Here is a 14,304-nt window from a genome sequence, read left to right as displayed (position 1 = left end):
GATGCCACGGGGGCACGCGTCGGTGCAGTTGAAGGTGGTGCGGCAGCGCCACACGCCCTCGACGTCGTTGAGGATGTCGAGACGCTCGCGGGCGCCTTCGTCACGGCTGTCGAAGATGAAGCGGTGGGCGTTCACGATCGCGGCCGGGCCGAAGTAGCTGCCGTCGCTCCAGTACACGGGGCAGGAGGTGGTGCAGCAGGCGCACAGGATGCACTTGGTGGTGTCGTCGAAGCGGGCACGGTCGTGCTGGGACTGGATGCGCTCGCGGGTGGGCTCGTTACCCGAGGTGATCAGGTACGGCTTGACGGCACGGAACGCGTCGAAGAACGGCTCCATGTCGACCACGAGGTCCTTCTCCACGGGCAGGCCGCGGATCGGCTCGACGGTCATGGTGAGGGTCTTGTTGCCCTTGGGCAGCAGGTCCTTCATCAGCACCTTGCAGGCCAGCCGGTTCACACCGTTGATCCGCATCGCGTCCGAACCGCACACACCGTGGGCGCAGGAACGCCGGAAGGTGAGGGTGCCGTCCAGGTAGGACTTGATGTAGATCAGCACGTTGAGGAAACGGTCGGTCGGCAGAACCGGCACCTGGAACGAATCCCAGTACGCGCCCTTGTCGTTCTCGGTGCTGAACCGGGCCACCTTGACGGTGACCATGACCGAGCCCTCGGGAACGGGCGCCGGCTTCTGCGTGGTGGGTTCGGCTACAGCAGTCATCAGTACTTACGCTCCATCGGCTCGTAGCGGGTCTGCACCACCGGCTTGAAGTCGAGGCGGATCTCGGAGATGAGCTCCGGACCCTCCTTGTAAGCCATCGTGTGCCGCATGAAGTTGACGTCGTCGCGGTCCGGGTAGTCCTCGCGGGCGTGGCCGCCCCGCGATTCCTTGCGGTTGAGCGCGCCGACGACGGTGACCTCGGCCAGCTCGAGCAGGAAGCCCAGCTCGACGGCCTCGAGCAGGTCGCTGTTGTAGCGCTTGCCCTTGTCCTGCACTGTGATCCGGGTGTAGCGCTCCTTGAGCGCGTGGATGTCGGTGAGGGCCTGCTTGAGGGTGTCCTCGGTGCGGAACACGGCGGCGTTCATGTCCATCGTGTACTGCAGCTCGGTGCGGATGTCGGCCACGCGCTCGTTGCCGTGGTCGGACAGGATCAGCGTCAGCCAGTCCTGCACCATCTGCGCCGGGTTCTCCGGCATCTCGACGAACTCGGTGCGCTGGGCGTACTCGGCGGCCGCGATGCCGGCGCGACGGCCGAACACGTTGATGTCGAGCAGCGAGTTGGTGCCCAGCCGGTTGGCGCCGTGCACGGACACACACGCGCACTCACCGGCGGCGTAGAGGCCGGGGACCACGTCGGTGTTGTTGCGCAGCACCTCGCCACGGATGCGGGTGGGGATACCGCCCATCACGTAGTGGCAGGTCGGCATGACCGGCACGAGCTCCTTGACCGGGTCGACGCCCAGGTAGGTGCGCGCGAACTCGGTGATGTCGGGGAGCTTCTCCTCGAGCACGTCCTCGCCGAGGTGGGTCACGTCGATGTAGACGTAGTCCTTGTTCGGCCCGGCGCCCCGGCCTTCCAGCACCTCGAGCACCATCGAGCGGGCGACGATGTCACGCGGCGCGAGGTCCTTGATGGTGGGGGCGTAGCGCTCCATGAAGCGTTCACCGGAGGCGTTGCGCAGGATGCCACCCTCACCACGAACCGCCTCGGAGATGAGGATGCCCAGGCCGGCGAGGCCTGTCGGGTGGAACTGGTGGAACTCCATGTCCTCGAGCGGCAGGCCCTTGCGGAACACGATCGCCATGCCGTCACCGGTCAGCGTGTGCGCGTTCGAGGTGGTCTTGTACATGCGGCCCGAGCCGCCGGTGGCGAACACGATCGACTTCGCGTGGAAGACGTGGATCTCGCCGGTGGCCAGCTCGTAGGCGACGACGCCGGTGGCGACGGGGCCACGCTCGGTGTCGGTCATCACCAGGTCGAGCACGTAGAACTCGTTGTAGAACTCGACGTCGTGCTTGACGCAGTTCTGGTACAGCGTCTGCAGGATCATGTGACCGGTGCGGTCGGCGGCATAACACGCGCGACGCACGGGCGCCTTGCCGTGGTCACGGGTGTGGCCACCGAAACGGCGCTGGTCGATCTTGCCCTCGGGCGTGCGGTTGAACGGCAGGCCCATCTTCTCCAGGTCCATCACCGCGTCGATGGCCTCCTTGGCCATGATCTCCGCGGCGTCCTGGTCGACCAGGTAGTCACCACCCTTGACGGTGTCGAAGGTGTGCCATTCCCAGTTGTCTTCTTCGACGTTGGCCAGCGCGGCGCACATGCCACCCTGGGCCGCGCCGGTGTGGCTGCGGGTCGGGTACAGCTTGGTCAGGACCGCGGTGCGAGCCCGGGGACCGGCCTCGATCGCCGCGCGCATACCCGCGCCACCGGCGCCGACGATGACGACGTCGTAGCGATGCTCCTGAATCGGACGGGATTCACTCATGCGAGGTGGCCTGTTCCTAACCGGTGATGTTGGGGTCGAAGGTGAAGATGACGTACGTGCCGACGCTCATCACCAGGATCATCGAGACCACGAGGATGGTCTTGAGCCAGAACCGGGTGGAGTCCTTGCGGGAGTAGTCATCGATGACGGTCCGCAGACCGTTGCCGCCGTGCAGCTGTGCCAGCCAGAGCATGGCCAGGTCCCAGAACTGCCAGAACGGGCTGGACCAGCGACCGGCCACGAAGGCGAAGTTCAGGCGCTTCACGCCACCGTCGATCATCAGCATGATGAACATGTGGCCGAGCACCAGCACGATCAGCAGCAGGCCGGAGAACCGCATGAACATCCACGCGTACTTCTCGAAATTGCTGCTCGACTTGGCCCGGGGGGAGCGGGGAGCGTCGAGGCTGGCCGGGCGGTCGTAGGACTTGCCGAGGACAGGTGCAGACATATCAGTGCTCCGTCAGCAGGTAGAAGAACTGGCGGCCGACGCCGGCGGCGGAGACCAGAACCCAGATGGTCAGCACGATCCACAGCATCTGCTTCTGGAAGCGCGGACCCTGCGACCAGAAGTCGACCAGGATCACGCGGACGCCGTTGAGAGCGTGGAACAGCACGCAGACGACGAGGCCCATCTCCATGAGCGCGACCAGCGGGTTCTTGTACAGCTCGATCGCGTGGTCATAGGTATCCGGGTTGACCCGGACCAATGCCGTGTCCAGCACGTGCACGAAGAGGAAGAAGAAGATCGTGACACCGGTGATCCGGTGCAGCGCCCAGGACCACATGCCAGGGTCGCCGCGGTACAGCGTCTTCCGCTTCGGCTGGGCCGGAGCCGGAGCTTCTATCGTGGTCATAGAGTGCGGTGCCTCCAACGTCGTTGATGGACCCGGTCACAGATCCGACGCCGGCGTGCGTGGAGAGGCAAATGCCCAGGTGGCTGCGCTGTGTTCGCGAGCGCTGGCCCGCCGCCGGGAACCTGAACCGATCTTCGGCTGACTCTAATCCTCTCTGTTTCGCGGAACTAATTCGGCGTGCCGTGCGTTGCGTGCGAATCAGCCGAGTTAGGTTTACCTTTCTCCATGCCGGATACTGGTGCGGAGGCCCGATTGTCGACGCGTTCGGCGGGATCGGCTGGAGGTTCGCGATGCCTGAAATCGACTGGAATACCTTGCATGACATGGCAATTCGCGCTATGAGGTCGGCGTATGCCCCGTACTCGGGATTCCCGGTGGGTGCCGCGGCTCTCACGGCGGCCGGTGGAATTGTGAGCGGTTGCAATGTGGAAAATGTCTCATATGGGCTAACCCTGTGTGCCGAATGTGTACTCGTCGGTAACTTATTCGCTTCGGGTGGGGGACGCCTTGTAGCCGTCTCGGTGACCGATTCCCGGGGCGAAATCCTGATGCCGTGCGGACGCTGCCGGCAGCTGTTGTTCGAGCACGGCGGCGCGGAGTTGCTCGTCGACCACACCGAAGGGCCCAAGCGGCTGAGCGAACTGCTGCCCTACGCGTTCGGGCCGGACGATCTGGCGGCCGGTCGGACTGGCAAAGGCCCGTCACCACTGATTTAGTGGGCACATGGGTAACTCGTCGGGGACGAACGAACGCTCCACCCACCTGCCGCCGGTCGCCGACGTGAGTCCGTCCGCGCCTGCGTCCGGCCAGGAAACGCGGAGCGGCGGCCACAGCGCGGTATCGGTCATCACTACCAAACGCGACGGCGGGGAGCTGTCCGACGCACAGATCGACTGGGTGGTCGACGGGTTCACCCGGGGAATCGTGGCCGACGAACAGATGTCGGCGCTGGCCATGGCGATCGTGTGGCGGGGGATGACCCGGCGCGAGACCGCCCGCTGGACGGCGGCGATGATCGGCTCGGGCAGCCGGCTGGACTTCACCGACCTGCCCCGGCCCACCGTCGACAAGCATTCGACCGGCGGGGTCGGCGACAAGATCACGCTGCCGCTGGCCCCGCTGGTGGCGGCCTGCGGTGCCGCCGTGCCGCAGCTGTCGGGTCGCGGACTCGGCCACACCGGCGGCACGCTGGACAAACTCGAGTCGATCCCCGGCTGGCGGGCCGATGTCACCGTGCCGCGGATGCGCGAAATCCTGGCCGATCCCGCGATCGGCGCGGTGGTGTGCGCGGCGGGCGCCGACCTGGCCCCGGCCGACAAGCGCCTCTACGCGCTGCGCGATGTCACCGGCACGGTCGAGTCGATCCCGCTGATCGCGAGTTCGATCATGAGCAAGAAGATCGCGGAAGGGACCGCGGCGCTGGTCCTGGACGTGAAAGTCGGCTCCGGCGCGTTCCTCAAGACCCTCGACGACGCGCGCGAGCTGGCCACCGTGATGGTCGAGCTCGGTCGGGACGCGGGCGTGAACACGGTTGCGCTGCTCACCGCGATGGACACCCCGCTCGGCCGGACGGCGGGCAATGCGCTCGAGGTCGCGGAGTCGGTGGAGGTGCTCGCCGGCGGTGGACCCGCCGATGTGGTCGAACTGACGCTGACGCTGGCCCGCGAGATGGTCGCCCAGGCCGGCCTGCACATCGACCCGGCCGACGTGCTCGCCGACGGCAGGGCCATGGACCAGTGGCGCGCGATGATCCAGGCGCAGGGCGGCGACCCCGACGCACCGCTGCCGGTGGCGCGCCACACCGAGGTCGTCCGGGCCGAATCGAGCGGCATCCTCACCCGGCTCGACGCGATGGGCGTCGGCACCGCCGCCTGGCGGCTCGGTGCCGGTCGCGCGCGTCAGGGTGAACAGGTGCAGGCGGGCGCCGGGATCGAGATGCACGCCAAGCCGGGTGACGCGGTGGTCGCGGGCCAACCGCTGCTCACCTTGCACACCGAGACACCGGAGGCCTTCGCCGGCGCTCTGGCCGCTCTCGTGGACGCGGTGGCGGTCGAACCGGACTCCGAGGCGAAGCCGGGGGACCTGGTCCTCGGCCGGATCGGCTGACGACCAGTTCCGGGGGCGGACGTCGGTGATCATCGGCGCTTTGCTGGGGATGGTGGCGACGATCATCTGCGGCGGGCTCGAACTGCCCCTGTTGGCGTTGCCGCTGCTCGTGTTGTTCTTGTTCATGCTGGTCACCGCCGCACTGCCGGGTACCGAACGCCGGTTTCGGGCCGGGCACACGGTGCGCGAGCCCGCGGCACCGTCCGGCTGAGACACCGCACCATCGGCGACCGAACCGGCGGACTCAGGTGACCCGCAATAGTCCGTCGCGGGTCGGATATTCAACGAGACGGTTGCCACGCGGGAAGTTCGCTGCCGGGATCGGCGCATGCGGCTACCGTCTAAACATGACTGGACCGGCGCCCCTAGACCTTGCTTCGATCCGACGCGCACCGAAGGCCTTGCTGCACGATCACCTCGACGGTGGTCTGCGGCCCGAGACGGTGCTAGAGCTGGCCGCGGACTGCGGCTATGACGAATTACCCGCCGACGATGCCGAGAGTCTCGGGGCGTGGTTCCGCGATGCCGCCGACAGCGGATCGCTGGAGCGATACCTGGAGACCTTCGCCCACACGGTCGCCGTGATGCAGACCCCGGAGGGGTTGCGGCGGGTCGCCCGCGAGTGCGCGATCGATCTCGCCGCCGACGGCGTGGTCTACGCCGAGGTGCGGTTCGCGCCCGAACAGCACCTGGAGAAGGGCCTCACGCTCGACGAGGTCGTGGAGCACACCATCGCCGGATTCCGCGAGGGCGAGGCGATCGCGGCCGAGCGGGGCGAGGTCATCCGGGTGACCTGTCTGCTCACCGCGATGCGGCACGCGGCCAGATCCCGGGAGATCGCCGAGCTCACCGTGCGCTTCCGCGATCGCGGGGTCGGTGGCTTCGACATCGCGGGCGCCGAGGCGGGCTTCCCGCCCACCCGCCATCTCGACGCCTTCGAGTATCTGCGAGCCAACCACGCGCACTTCACGATTCACGCGGGTGAGGCGTTCGGATTGCCGTCGATCCACGAGGCGCTGGCCTTCTGCGGCTGCGATCGGCTCGGCCACGGCGTGCGCATCACCGACGACATCACCGTGCCCGGCGATATCGAGGACGCCCAACTCGGCCTGGTCGCCAACTATGTGCGCGACATGCGCGTCCCGCTGGAACTGTGTCCGTCGTCGAATGTGCAGACCGGCGCGGTGCCCTCGCTGGACAAGCATCCGTTCGACCTGCTCGCGCGGCTGCGCTTCCGGGTCACCGTCAACACCGACAACCGGCTGATGAGCGACACCACGATGAGCGCGGAGATGCTCAAGCTGGTGGAAACCTTCGGCTACGGCTGGTCCGACCTGGAGCGCTTCACCATCAACGCCATGAAGTCGGCGTTCATCCCGTTCCCCGATCGGCTGAAGATCATCGACGAAGTGATCAAACCGGGCTACGCGGTACTGCTCGGGTGAAACGCGAACTGGGGCGGTGCGGTATCGGCCCCGCCCCTGTGTCGTCGGGCGCTATTCCTGGGTGAGCCGCGCTTCGAAGGCGCGCTGCAGGTCGCGGAACTGCTGGGCCTCCGCGGCGAACGGCGGGTTCGGCGTCATCCGGTTGGGGTCCGGGTTCAGCAGGTAGGAGACGTACCAGCCGAGCGGATTCGACTGTGCCAGCGCCTGATCCACGCTGTCGTCGTCGGCGTAGTCGGCGGCGTCGCTGAACAGTTCGACGGCCAGGTCGAGCTGTTCGATATCGACCGCTTCCGGGCCCTCGGCCAGGTCGTCGACCAGACCGGTGAGCACGTAGACGTTCTCGTCGGTCACCTCGACCTCGAGCGAACCGTCCACCGCCGCGGTCTGCACCTCGGCGAAGGTGGAGACCCGGGCCAGCTCGTGCTCGTGGTCGTCGGCCAGGTAGCGGGCCAGCGCGCGCTCGGAACCGAACACGGTGATGGTGCGGCCGTCACCGAGGAAGATCGGCTCGTCGTCGAGGTAGCAGCGCAGGGTGAAGTGCTCGCCGTCGGAGGTGACGATCTTGACCGGGTCGATGCCGACCTCGTGCCAGAAGGAATCGTCCTCGTCGTCGTCCTCTTCGTCGTCGTCCTCGGCGGCGAGGTCGACGCTCTCGAACTCCTCGTCCTCCTCGGCCACGTCGTCGGCGTCGACCTCGTTCTCCTCGGCGGCCAACAGCTCGGCCTCGGCGACGGCGACCGCGGCCGCGTCGACCTCGGGGGTGCTGACGACACCGTCGATCGCGTCGAGCACGTCGTCCCAGCCCTTGACGATGGCCGCGCCGACCTGGTCCCACAGCTCCTCGCCGTCGCGGCCGACGAAGGTGCTCGCCCCGCTGGCCAGCGCGCCGAGTACCGGGTTGGACCCGAAGAACTTGGTCACCACGTCGAGCTCGCACACCTCGCCGATGTTGCGCACCATCGCCAGGGTGTCCTCGAGCTCGCCGACGACATCGACGTCCGGGTCGCCCGCCGCCAGCTCGGGCACGGCGACCAGATCGAAGCTGAAGTTCTCCTCCGGCTCCAGCTCGGCGGCCGAGAGACCAGCGATGATCGCCCAGGACGGGTGGTCGACGAGATCGTTGTCGGAGTTGGTGCGGATGAACGCCGCCAGCTCCGCAACGGACTCGAATCCGTAGAGGTCGTCCTCGTGACCGAGGAACGCCTCCCACTCGTCGTCACCGTCGCGCCAGCGCGGTGCCCACAGGGTGACGAGATCGCCATCGGTCAGACCGAGCTCGATCGGGACGATGTCTCCAGAAGCCATGACGCGAAGCCTATCGACCTTCAGCGCCGGGCACTATCCGGCCCGGGTGCTAATTGCTCCGACCCCTGCGGCGCGGACCCGGTGAGCGATTCGTTCAGTGTCGCAATGATGTTGGAACGAGCCGCGCCGGCGGTCTCGGTGGCCTGCATGCACGCCGTCAGGATGAGCTGCGCGGCCTCGGTGGGCGCCAGCGCGGTGATCCCCTCGTCCAGCGACAGCGCGACCAGTGCGCCGTCGCTGTTGACCTCGGCGGTGACGAGTCCGTCTTCGGTGGTGAATCGCCCGTTGACCTGCTTCAACCCGTACAGCGCCGCCTCCAGCGCCTCGAGTTTTCCGGTCACCCCGGCGACCAGGGCATCCATTTCCGCGCTCACAGTGGCCTCATCCAACTCGTCTGACCGGTGTCGGCGTCGTCGATGCGATCGAGCTCGTCGACCGCCTGGCGCCGGGTGGGCAGGTTCATCCGGTCCAGCAGGTGATCGGGGATCTCGGCCTGCTCGCTGTAGATCTCGCGCAGGCGGGCCGCGGCGGCGATGGTCGAGCGCCTGGTCAGACGCAGGATCTCATCGGCGAGCGCCTGGGCGCCGTACTGGTACTCGCTGCGTTCGAACTTGATCGCGATCGGCAGGCCCATGCTGGTCGCGCGGACCGAGATGGTGCCGGACCGGTTGGTGCTGACCGCGGACTCCACATTGGGAACCTCGGGGATCGGCGTGCCGGTCATGCGGTAGGCCTGTAGAAGCCGTAGAACTCCATGCCACTGTTCTCCGTTCGGATGGAACTGATCGAGACGGGATCGCCTGCCTCGACGAGCTGCCCGTTGCCGACCACCATGGCGACGTGACCGTCCCATACGGCCAGATCGCCCGGCATCAGGTCACCGGGGGATACCTGAGGATGTCCGATGTGCTGTTCCTGTGCGAGCCGGGGCAGCTCGACCCCTGCCTCGCCGTAGGCGTACTGGGTCAGGCCGCTGCAGTCGATGCCGGAGCCCGGGCTGTTGCCGCCCCAGACGTACGGGGTGCCGACGGCGCTGATCGCCGAGCGCACCGCCGTCGCGGCCTCCTCGTTGGGCGCCTCGACGGTGCTGCCGTCGGGCAGGGTGATCTTGACGCCGGTGCCGGTCGACCCGGTCGAGGAGCCCGACGACGACCCGGTGGAGGTCTTGCTGCCGTTGTTCGTCGTGGTGCCGGTGGTGGTCGACTTCGAGCTGCTGGAGGTACCGCTCAGCGCGCTCGACAGGCCCGAGGACACGGCGCTGAGCACCGAACCGCCGGTGCCCGACAGCAGGCTCGACGCCGAGGACGCGAGGCTGGAGATGCCCGAGGACGTGCTCGCCAGCGACGTGCTCGACGGCGCCGGGGTGAGCTCCTGGATCGCCGCGGTCTGCGTGCCCAGCTCCTCCTCCACCCGGCTGACGACGCCGAGACCCTGACCGATGTGGTCGATCGCCGAGCTCACCACGGCCACCAGGCCCGCGGGGGTGGCCAGGGTGGGGCTGAGCGCCGACACGTCGGCGAGGAAGGAATTGACGATGGTGTCGAGATCCTTCTGCCCGGTCTCGACATAGGCCGCGGCCTGGTCGACGACCGTCGCCATCTCGTTGCCGGTGTCGGACAGGGTGGCCGAGGAGGTCTGCACGCGCAGCGCCTTGGAGGTGGCGGCGTCGACCGCCATGCCGTCCCACGCGGTGTTCACGTTGTTGATGCTGTTGCGGCCGAGCTCGTAGATCTGGTCGAGGTTGGTCGAGGTGGACCGCAGCCCGTCGGACGCGCCGCCGGTGCCCAGCACCCCGGTGCCGAAGCTGGACAGCAGATCCAGCAGGGGCTGGGCCAGTCCGCTGAGGTCGATCATGCCTCGGTGCCGATCTCGCCCGCCGAGCCGAGCCCGCCCGCGAAGTCGGCGTCGGTGTCGACGAGGGTGGTCGCCGCGCTCGCGGTCGCCGCGCTCATACTCGCCATGACCGCCGAGAGCTGGCCGATCGCGGCCACATGGCCGGCGTGCGCCGCCGAGTACGCGGCGACGAAATCGCCGCCGATCAGGCCCATGATCGGGCCGAGCAAGCCGGGGGCCGAGGCGATCGATCCGGCGACCGCCGTCGCCAGGTCGGTGGACATGACCCCGGCGGTCGCGCTGTAGGCGACGATGCCCTCCNCGGGGGCCGAGGCGATCGATCCGGCGACCGCCGTCGCCAGGTCGGTGGACATGACCCCGGCGGTCGCGCTGTAGGCGACGATGCCCTCCGCATCGGCCGACATCTTAGTCATCGAACTTCCCCCAATCCTCGAGTTCCCGGGCAGAGTACGTCACTCTCTTGCTTGGACGCACCGAGGCCGCATTCGGTTCCCTCGACCGCGAAAATTTCCCCAGCAGCCGCACCCGGAGCGCCTGGTGACCCTATCGTTTTTTCATGCGCACCGACACCGTCGATCACCCGCTGGCCGCGACCCTGCTGAGCACCATGCGGGACGCCCGTACCGACAACGCCGCGTTCCGCACGGCATTGCGCGACCTCACCGGCATTCTCATGTACGAGGCGCTGCGCGACGCGCCCGTCGTGCGTGAGCCGATCGACACGCCGGTGGCGGTCACCGAAGGCGTGCGGCTGGCCGCGCCGCCGCTGCTGGTTCCGGTGCTGCGTGCCGGGCTCGGCATGGTCTACGCCGCCGCGGATCTCGTGCCCCAGGCGCGGGTCGGTTTCGTCGGCATCGCCCGCGACGAGCAGACCCATCAGCCGGTGCCCTACCTGGAATCGCTGCCCGCCGACCTGAGCGGCCTGCCCGTGTTCGTCCTCGATCCGATGCTCGCCACCGGCGGCTCGATGCGCCACACCCTCGAACTCCTCGTCGCCCGCGGCGCCACCGACATCACCGCCGTCTGCGTCGTCTCCGCGCCCGAAGGTGTTGCCGCCCTGGCCGACTCCGGCCTGCCGGTCCGTCTGGTCACCGCCGCCGTCGACGAGAAACTCAACGAGAACGCCTACATCGTCCCCGGTCTCGGCGACGCGGGCGACCGCCAGTTCGGACCGCGCTGAAATCCTGTCACTGACCGGCCGATCTGTGTCATTCTGCCTCTATGGGGAGTGCGGACAGCAGCGGGGACGAACCGGTCGATCGGGTCTACGCCAATGTGCTGGAGTGGGTCTCGGGGTACTTTGCCGGGCTGGTCGGTGACACCGTGGGATACCGGCCGGGCGAGCAGGTGCACTGGTGCCCCGAATGGTGGCGGCATGCCGGTGCGGTGGTCCGGCTCGACGCGCTGTGGCAGGCCTGGGAGGAATTGCGGCTGGGTGGCGGGTTCGGCCTCAGCGTGTGGTTCCTCGATCACGCGGATCCGCATGTCCGCGTGCTGCTCTCGTCGTCGGGGCCGTTCCGGCAGTGCTCGATCGAGCGCGGCCACCGCTCAACATCGCCACTGCCGATCGCCGAGATGCCACCGGCGGATCGGGGAGTCTTCGAGGATCCGACGGTGCGCGGCACCCGGTGACGTGGGCGGCCCTGGTTCGGGCCGCGCTGACCGGTGATCACGAGCGCGGGCGCGCGAACAATTCCAGATGGTTGCAGTTACCGCACCGGAAGGCTTCGACATACCACCGGGTCCGGCCCATGCGTTTCGCGCCGCCGAACACCCCGTGCTCCAGCGGGCCTTCGATCCATCGGGTGTCACCGCGCGAGGACTCACCGGAGTCTTCGAGAAAGCCGGGGTAGAGCTTCGTTTCACCGCACTGCGAGCATCGCACCACGGCTACTGTGCCAGAGTCCGGCAGAACACGCCCAGCTCCGAGAGGCGATGCTCGGCTCGGCGTTTCGCCTCGGGGAGGCGATGGCGCTCCGCTACGGGTGCGAAGACCTCCAGGTAGCACTTGAGTTTCGGTTCGGTGCCCGAGGGACGCACGACGATGCGGAAGTCGTCGGCGTCGAAGATCAGGGCGTCGGTGCGCATCCGGCCGCGGACCTGGGACTGGTCGGTGAATTTCACCGGGGTCGCGGCGATCTCGCTGGGCGGGTTCGCGCGCAGGGCGGCGGCGAGGGCGCTCGCGGCGGCCTGGTCGGGCAGGCGCAGGGAGACCTGATCGCCCGCGTGCAGGCCGAATTCGACCGCGTAGGAATCGAGTTCGTCCTGGAGGGTGCGGCCCTCGGCCTGCAGCAGGGCGACGAGGTCGGCGGCCGCGACGGCGGCGGAGATGCCGTCCTTGTCGCGGACGGTGGCCGGGTCGACGCAGTGGCCGATGGCTTCCTCGTAGGCGTAGACGAGGCCTTCGCCCGCCCTGGCCAGCCATTTGAAGCCGGTGAGGGTCTCGGCGTAGCGGGCCGATCGGGCCGGGGCCAGCTTCGACAGCAGTCGCGAGGAGACGAGGGTGGTGGCGACCAGCGGGTCGCCGGTGGCGGTGCGCAGGACGTAATCGGCCAGCAGCACACCTGTTTCGTCGCCGCGCAGCATGCGCCAGCCGGCGGGGCCGGGCACGCCGAGGGCGCAGCGATCGGCATCGGGATCGAGCGCGATCGCCAGATCGGCGTCCACCCGTTCGGCCAGTGCCAGCAGCAGGTCGGCCGCGCCGGGTTCCTCGGGGTTCGGGAATGCGACGGTCGGGAAGTCGGGGTCGGGGGCGAACTGCTCGTCGACGACGTGCACGTCGGTGAATCCGGCGGCGGCCAGCGCCCGCACCGCGAGCTCCCCGCCGACGCCGTGCAGCGCGGTCAGCGCGATCCGCACCGGAGCCCGCTCGCGCGCGCCGCCGAGCACGCCGGGCAGTTCGGCGACGCGCGCGAGGTAGCGGTCGACCAGTTCCGCGCCGGACGGGGAGACCGGCTCGCGCGCGATCGGGTCGCCCACCGCCTCGATGCACCGCTCGATCTCGGTATCGGCGGGCGCGATCAGCTGGGACCCGCCGTCGAGGTACACCTTGTAGCCGTTGTCGGCGGGCGGGTTGTGCGACGCGGTGATCTGCACCCCGGCCACCGCGCCCAGCTGCCGGACCGCGAACGCCACCACCGGCGTCGGCACCGGCTCGGGCAGCAGCGTCACGGGAAAGCCCGCGGCCGTGAAGATCTCGGCGGTCGCGGTGGCGAACTCGGCCGAGCCGTGCCGGGCGTCGCGCCCGACGACGACCGCGCCGCCGCCCAGGCACCGTTCGCGCAGCCAGGCCGCGACACCGGCGCTCGCCCGCGACACGGTGGTCACGTTCATGCCGTCCGGGCCCTCGCGCAGCGGTCCACGCAGGCCCGCGGTCCCGAAGCGCAACATCTACACGCGCTCCAGGATCCCGCGCAGCAGCTTGCCGAGCCGAGGCGCGGCGGCCTGGCCCTCGGCGAGCACTTCCGCGTGCGACAGGTGCTGACCGGTGACGCCTGCCGCGAGGTTGGTGACCAGCGAGATGCCGAGCACCCGCGCGCCGCGCGAGCGCGCCTCGATCGCCTCCAGCACCGTCGACATGCCGACCAGGTCGGCGCCGATCGTCGCCAGCATGCGGATCTCGGCGGGTGTCTCGTACTGCGGGCCGGTGAGCCCGGCGTAGACGCCCTCGGTCAGGCTGGGGTCGATCTCCCTGGCCAGGGCGCGCAGTTCGGGGTCCCAGGCATCGACCAGGTCGACGAAGCGGGCGCCTTCCAGCGGCGTGCGCGCGGTGAGGTTGAGGTGATCGGCGATGAGAACCGGCTCACCGACCCGCAGTCCGGGCCTGATCCCGCCCGCGGCATTGGTGAGCAGCACGATCTCGGCCCCCGCCGCGATCGCCGCCGTCACCGGGTGGACCACCTGCTGGGGCGTGTAGCCCTCGTACAGGTGCTGACGGCCCATCAGCAGCAGCACGTTGTTGTCGTCGACGATGACCGAATGCACCATGCCGCCGTGGCCCTGCGCGCTGGGTTTGCCGAAGCCGGGTAGCTCCGGCATGGCGATCGAGGCGTGCGGCGCGCCGATCTCGGCGGCTGCCTCCTGCCACCCCGATCCCAGCACCACGGCCACGCGATGACGCGGCACTCCCGTACGTTCGGCGATCGCCTGAGCGGCCTGTTCGGCAAGCATGGGCTGAGTCTATGCGGCGCGGGCGCCGCGTGTTCGCGGCCCCGAGGGGTCGCCGGTCAGGCGCCGCGGCTCGCGTGCGCC

At 68.8% G+C, this 14,304-nt stretch carries 17 protein-coding genes; 6 read left to right on the top strand and 11 right to left on the bottom strand.

Annotated elements, in window-relative coordinates:
• From V8688_RS28060 to sdhC, 4 genes are all read right to left on the bottom strand, one after another.
• Positions 1 to 717: succinate dehydrogenase iron-sulfur subunit (locus tag V8688_RS28060; protein WP_342802055.1), on the bottom strand; the 717-nt coding region annotated here is incomplete at its 3' end.
• Positions 717 to 2,486 (bottom strand): succinate dehydrogenase flavoprotein subunit, encoded by a 1,770-nt coding sequence (gene sdhA, locus V8688_RS28055; protein WP_255587496.1) that lies wholly within the window; start codon positions 2,484 to 2,486, stop codon positions 717 to 719. The genes sdhA and V8688_RS28060, both read right to left, overlap by 1 nt.
• A gap of 16 nt (positions 2,487 to 2,502) precedes the next feature.
• A complete protein-coding gene (locus V8688_RS28050; protein WP_218717685.1) occupies positions 2,503 to 2,937 on the bottom strand; it encodes a succinate dehydrogenase hydrophobic membrane anchor subunit in 435 nt (144 codons plus the stop codon).
• 1 nt (position 2,938) lies between these two features.
• Positions 2,939 to 3,343 (bottom strand): succinate dehydrogenase, cytochrome b556 subunit, encoded by a 405-nt coding sequence (gene sdhC, locus V8688_RS28045; RefSeq protein WP_218717686.1) that lies wholly within the window; start codon positions 3,341 to 3,343, stop codon positions 2,939 to 2,941.
• A gap of 290 nt (positions 3,344 to 3,633) precedes the next feature.
• Here sdhC and V8688_RS28040 point away from each other — a divergent pair, with 290 nt between their 5' ends.
• From V8688_RS28040 to V8688_RS28025, 4 genes are all read left to right on the top strand, one after another.
• Positions 3,634 to 4,059 carry a cytidine deaminase gene (locus tag V8688_RS28040; RefSeq protein WP_342802054.1) on the top strand — a complete coding sequence of 142 codons (426 nt, stop codon included), beginning with the start codon at positions 3,634 to 3,636 and terminating at the stop codon, positions 4,057 to 4,059.
• A gap of 7 nt (positions 4,060 to 4,066) precedes the next feature.
• A complete protein-coding gene (locus V8688_RS28035) occupies positions 4,067 to 5,449 on the top strand; it encodes a thymidine phosphorylase (RefSeq protein WP_218717688.1) in 1,383 nt (460 codons plus the stop codon).
• Between the two features lie 25 nt (positions 5,450 to 5,474).
• Positions 5,475 to 5,660, top strand: a complete 186-nt coding sequence (locus tag V8688_RS28030; RefSeq protein WP_342802053.1) for a hypothetical protein — start codon at positions 5,475 to 5,477, stop codon at positions 5,658 to 5,660.
• Between the two features lie 136 nt (positions 5,661 to 5,796).
• Entirely contained in the window at positions 5,797 to 6,894 is a 1,098-nt protein-coding gene (locus V8688_RS28025; RefSeq protein ID WP_218717690.1) for an adenosine deaminase, read from the top strand.
• A 51-nt stretch (positions 6,895 to 6,945) separates the two neighbouring features.
• Here V8688_RS28025 and V8688_RS28020 read toward each other — a convergent pair whose 3' ends face one another.
• The 5 genes from V8688_RS28020 to V8688_RS28000 are packed head-to-tail and all read right to left on the bottom strand — an operon-like array spanning position 6,946 to position 10,466.
• Entirely contained in the window at positions 6,946 to 8,199 is a 1,254-nt protein-coding gene (locus V8688_RS28020; protein WP_342802052.1) for a primosomal protein, read from the bottom strand.
• 20 nt (positions 8,200 to 8,219) lie between these two features.
• Positions 8,220 to 8,573: a YbaB/EbfC family nucleoid-associated protein gene (locus V8688_RS28015; RefSeq protein ID WP_308248435.1), complete on the bottom strand. Its 354-nt coding sequence runs from the start codon at positions 8,571 to 8,573 to the stop codon at positions 8,220 to 8,222.
• The gene (locus V8688_RS28010) at positions 8,570 to 8,923 is read right to left on the bottom strand and encodes a hypothetical protein (protein ID WP_218717692.1); all 354 of its coding nucleotides are present in this window, start codon (positions 8,921 to 8,923) and stop codon (positions 8,570 to 8,572) included. Before V8688_RS28010 ends, V8688_RS28015 begins: the two co-directional genes overlap by 4 nt.
• Positions 8,920 to 10,053, bottom strand: a complete 1,134-nt coding sequence (locus V8688_RS28005; protein ID WP_316573631.1) for a C40 family peptidase — start codon at positions 10,051 to 10,053, stop codon at positions 8,920 to 8,922. The genes V8688_RS28010 and V8688_RS28005 overlap by 4 nt, the downstream gene beginning before the upstream one ends.
• The gene (locus V8688_RS28000) at positions 10,050 to 10,466 is read right to left on the bottom strand and encodes a hypothetical protein (protein WP_342802051.1); all 417 of its coding nucleotides are present in this window, start codon (positions 10,464 to 10,466) and stop codon (positions 10,050 to 10,052) included. Before V8688_RS28000 ends, V8688_RS28005 begins: the two co-directional genes overlap by 4 nt.
• Before the next feature lie 143 nt (positions 10,467 to 10,609).
• On the opposite strand from V8688_RS28000, the gene upp reads away from it, so the two are divergent.
• Both upp and V8688_RS27990 read left to right on the top strand, forming a co-directional pair.
• A complete protein-coding gene (gene upp / locus V8688_RS27995) occupies positions 10,610 to 11,233 on the top strand; it encodes a uracil phosphoribosyltransferase (protein ID WP_218717695.1) in 624 nt (207 codons plus the stop codon).
• 41 nt (positions 11,234 to 11,274) lie between these two features.
• Positions 11,275 to 11,685, top strand: a complete 411-nt coding sequence (locus V8688_RS27990) for a DUF4913 domain-containing protein (RefSeq protein ID WP_342802050.1) — start codon at positions 11,275 to 11,277, stop codon at positions 11,683 to 11,685.
• A gap of 258 nt (positions 11,686 to 11,943) precedes the next feature.
• Here V8688_RS27990 and V8688_RS27985 read toward each other — a convergent pair whose 3' ends face one another.
• Together V8688_RS27985 and V8688_RS27980 are read right to left on the bottom strand one after the other, a co-directional pair.
• The gene (locus V8688_RS27985) at positions 11,944 to 13,443 is read right to left on the bottom strand and encodes a phospho-sugar mutase (protein WP_342802049.1); all 1,500 of its coding nucleotides are present in this window, start codon (positions 13,441 to 13,443) and stop codon (positions 11,944 to 11,946) included.
• Positions 13,444 to 14,223 (bottom strand): purine-nucleoside phosphorylase, encoded by a 780-nt coding sequence (locus V8688_RS27980; RefSeq protein ID WP_342802048.1) that lies wholly within the window; start codon positions 14,221 to 14,223, stop codon positions 13,444 to 13,446.
• Between the last annotated feature and the right edge of the window lie 81 nt (positions 14,224 to 14,304).

Origin of the sequence: Nocardia sp. No.11 (genome assembly GCF_038752175.1) — a bacterium.
In the GTDB taxonomy this organism is placed as follows: domain Bacteria; phylum Actinomycetota; class Actinomycetes; order Mycobacteriales; family Mycobacteriaceae; genus Nocardia; species Nocardia canadensis.
The sequence above is the reverse complement of the archived record's forward strand: the minus strand, read 5'-3'. Positions and strand labels throughout refer to the sequence as shown.

Coding starts and splice junctions, on each gene's coding strand:
- sdhA (WP_255587496.1), bottom strand. CDS start 2,486: ATGAGTGAATCCCGTCCGATTCAGGAGCATCGCTACGACGTCGTCATC.
- V8688_RS28050 (WP_218717685.1), bottom strand. CDS start 2,937: ATGTCTGCACCTGTCCTCGGCAAGTCCTACGACCGCCCGGCCAGCCTC.
- sdhC (WP_218717686.1), bottom strand. CDS start 3,343: ATGACCACGATAGAAGCTCCGGCTCCGGCCCAGCCGAAGCGGAAGACG.
- V8688_RS28040 (WP_342802054.1), top strand. CDS start 3,634: ATGCCTGAAATCGACTGGAATACCTTGCATGACATGGCAATTCGCGCT.
- V8688_RS28035 (WP_218717688.1), top strand. CDS start 4,067: ATGGGTAACTCGTCGGGGACGAACGAACGCTCCACCCACCTGCCGCCG.
- V8688_RS28025 (WP_218717690.1), top strand. CDS start 5,797: ATGACTGGACCGGCGCCCCTAGACCTTGCTTCGATCCGACGCGCACCG.
- V8688_RS28020 (WP_342802052.1), bottom strand. CDS start 8,199: ATGGCTTCTGGAGACATCGTCCCGATCGAGCTCGGTCTGACCGATGGC.
- V8688_RS28010 (WP_218717692.1), bottom strand. CDS start 8,923: ATGACCGGCACGCCGATCCCCGAGGTTCCCAATGTGGAGTCCGCGGTC.
- V8688_RS28005 (WP_316573631.1), bottom strand. CDS start 10,053: ATGATCGACCTCAGCGGACTGGCCCAGCCCCTGCTGGATCTGCTGTCC.
- upp (WP_218717695.1), top strand. CDS start 10,610: ATGCGCACCGACACCGTCGATCACCCGCTGGCCGCGACCCTGCTGAGC.
- V8688_RS27990 (WP_342802050.1), top strand. CDS start 11,275: ATGGGGAGTGCGGACAGCAGCGGGGACGAACCGGTCGATCGGGTCTAC.
- V8688_RS27985 (WP_342802049.1), bottom strand. CDS start 13,443: ATGTTGCGCTTCGGGACCGCGGGCCTGCGTGGACCGCTGCGCGAGGGC.
- V8688_RS27980 (WP_342802048.1), bottom strand. CDS start 14,223: ATGCTTGCCGAACAGGCCGCTCAGGCGATCGCCGAACGTACGGGAGTG.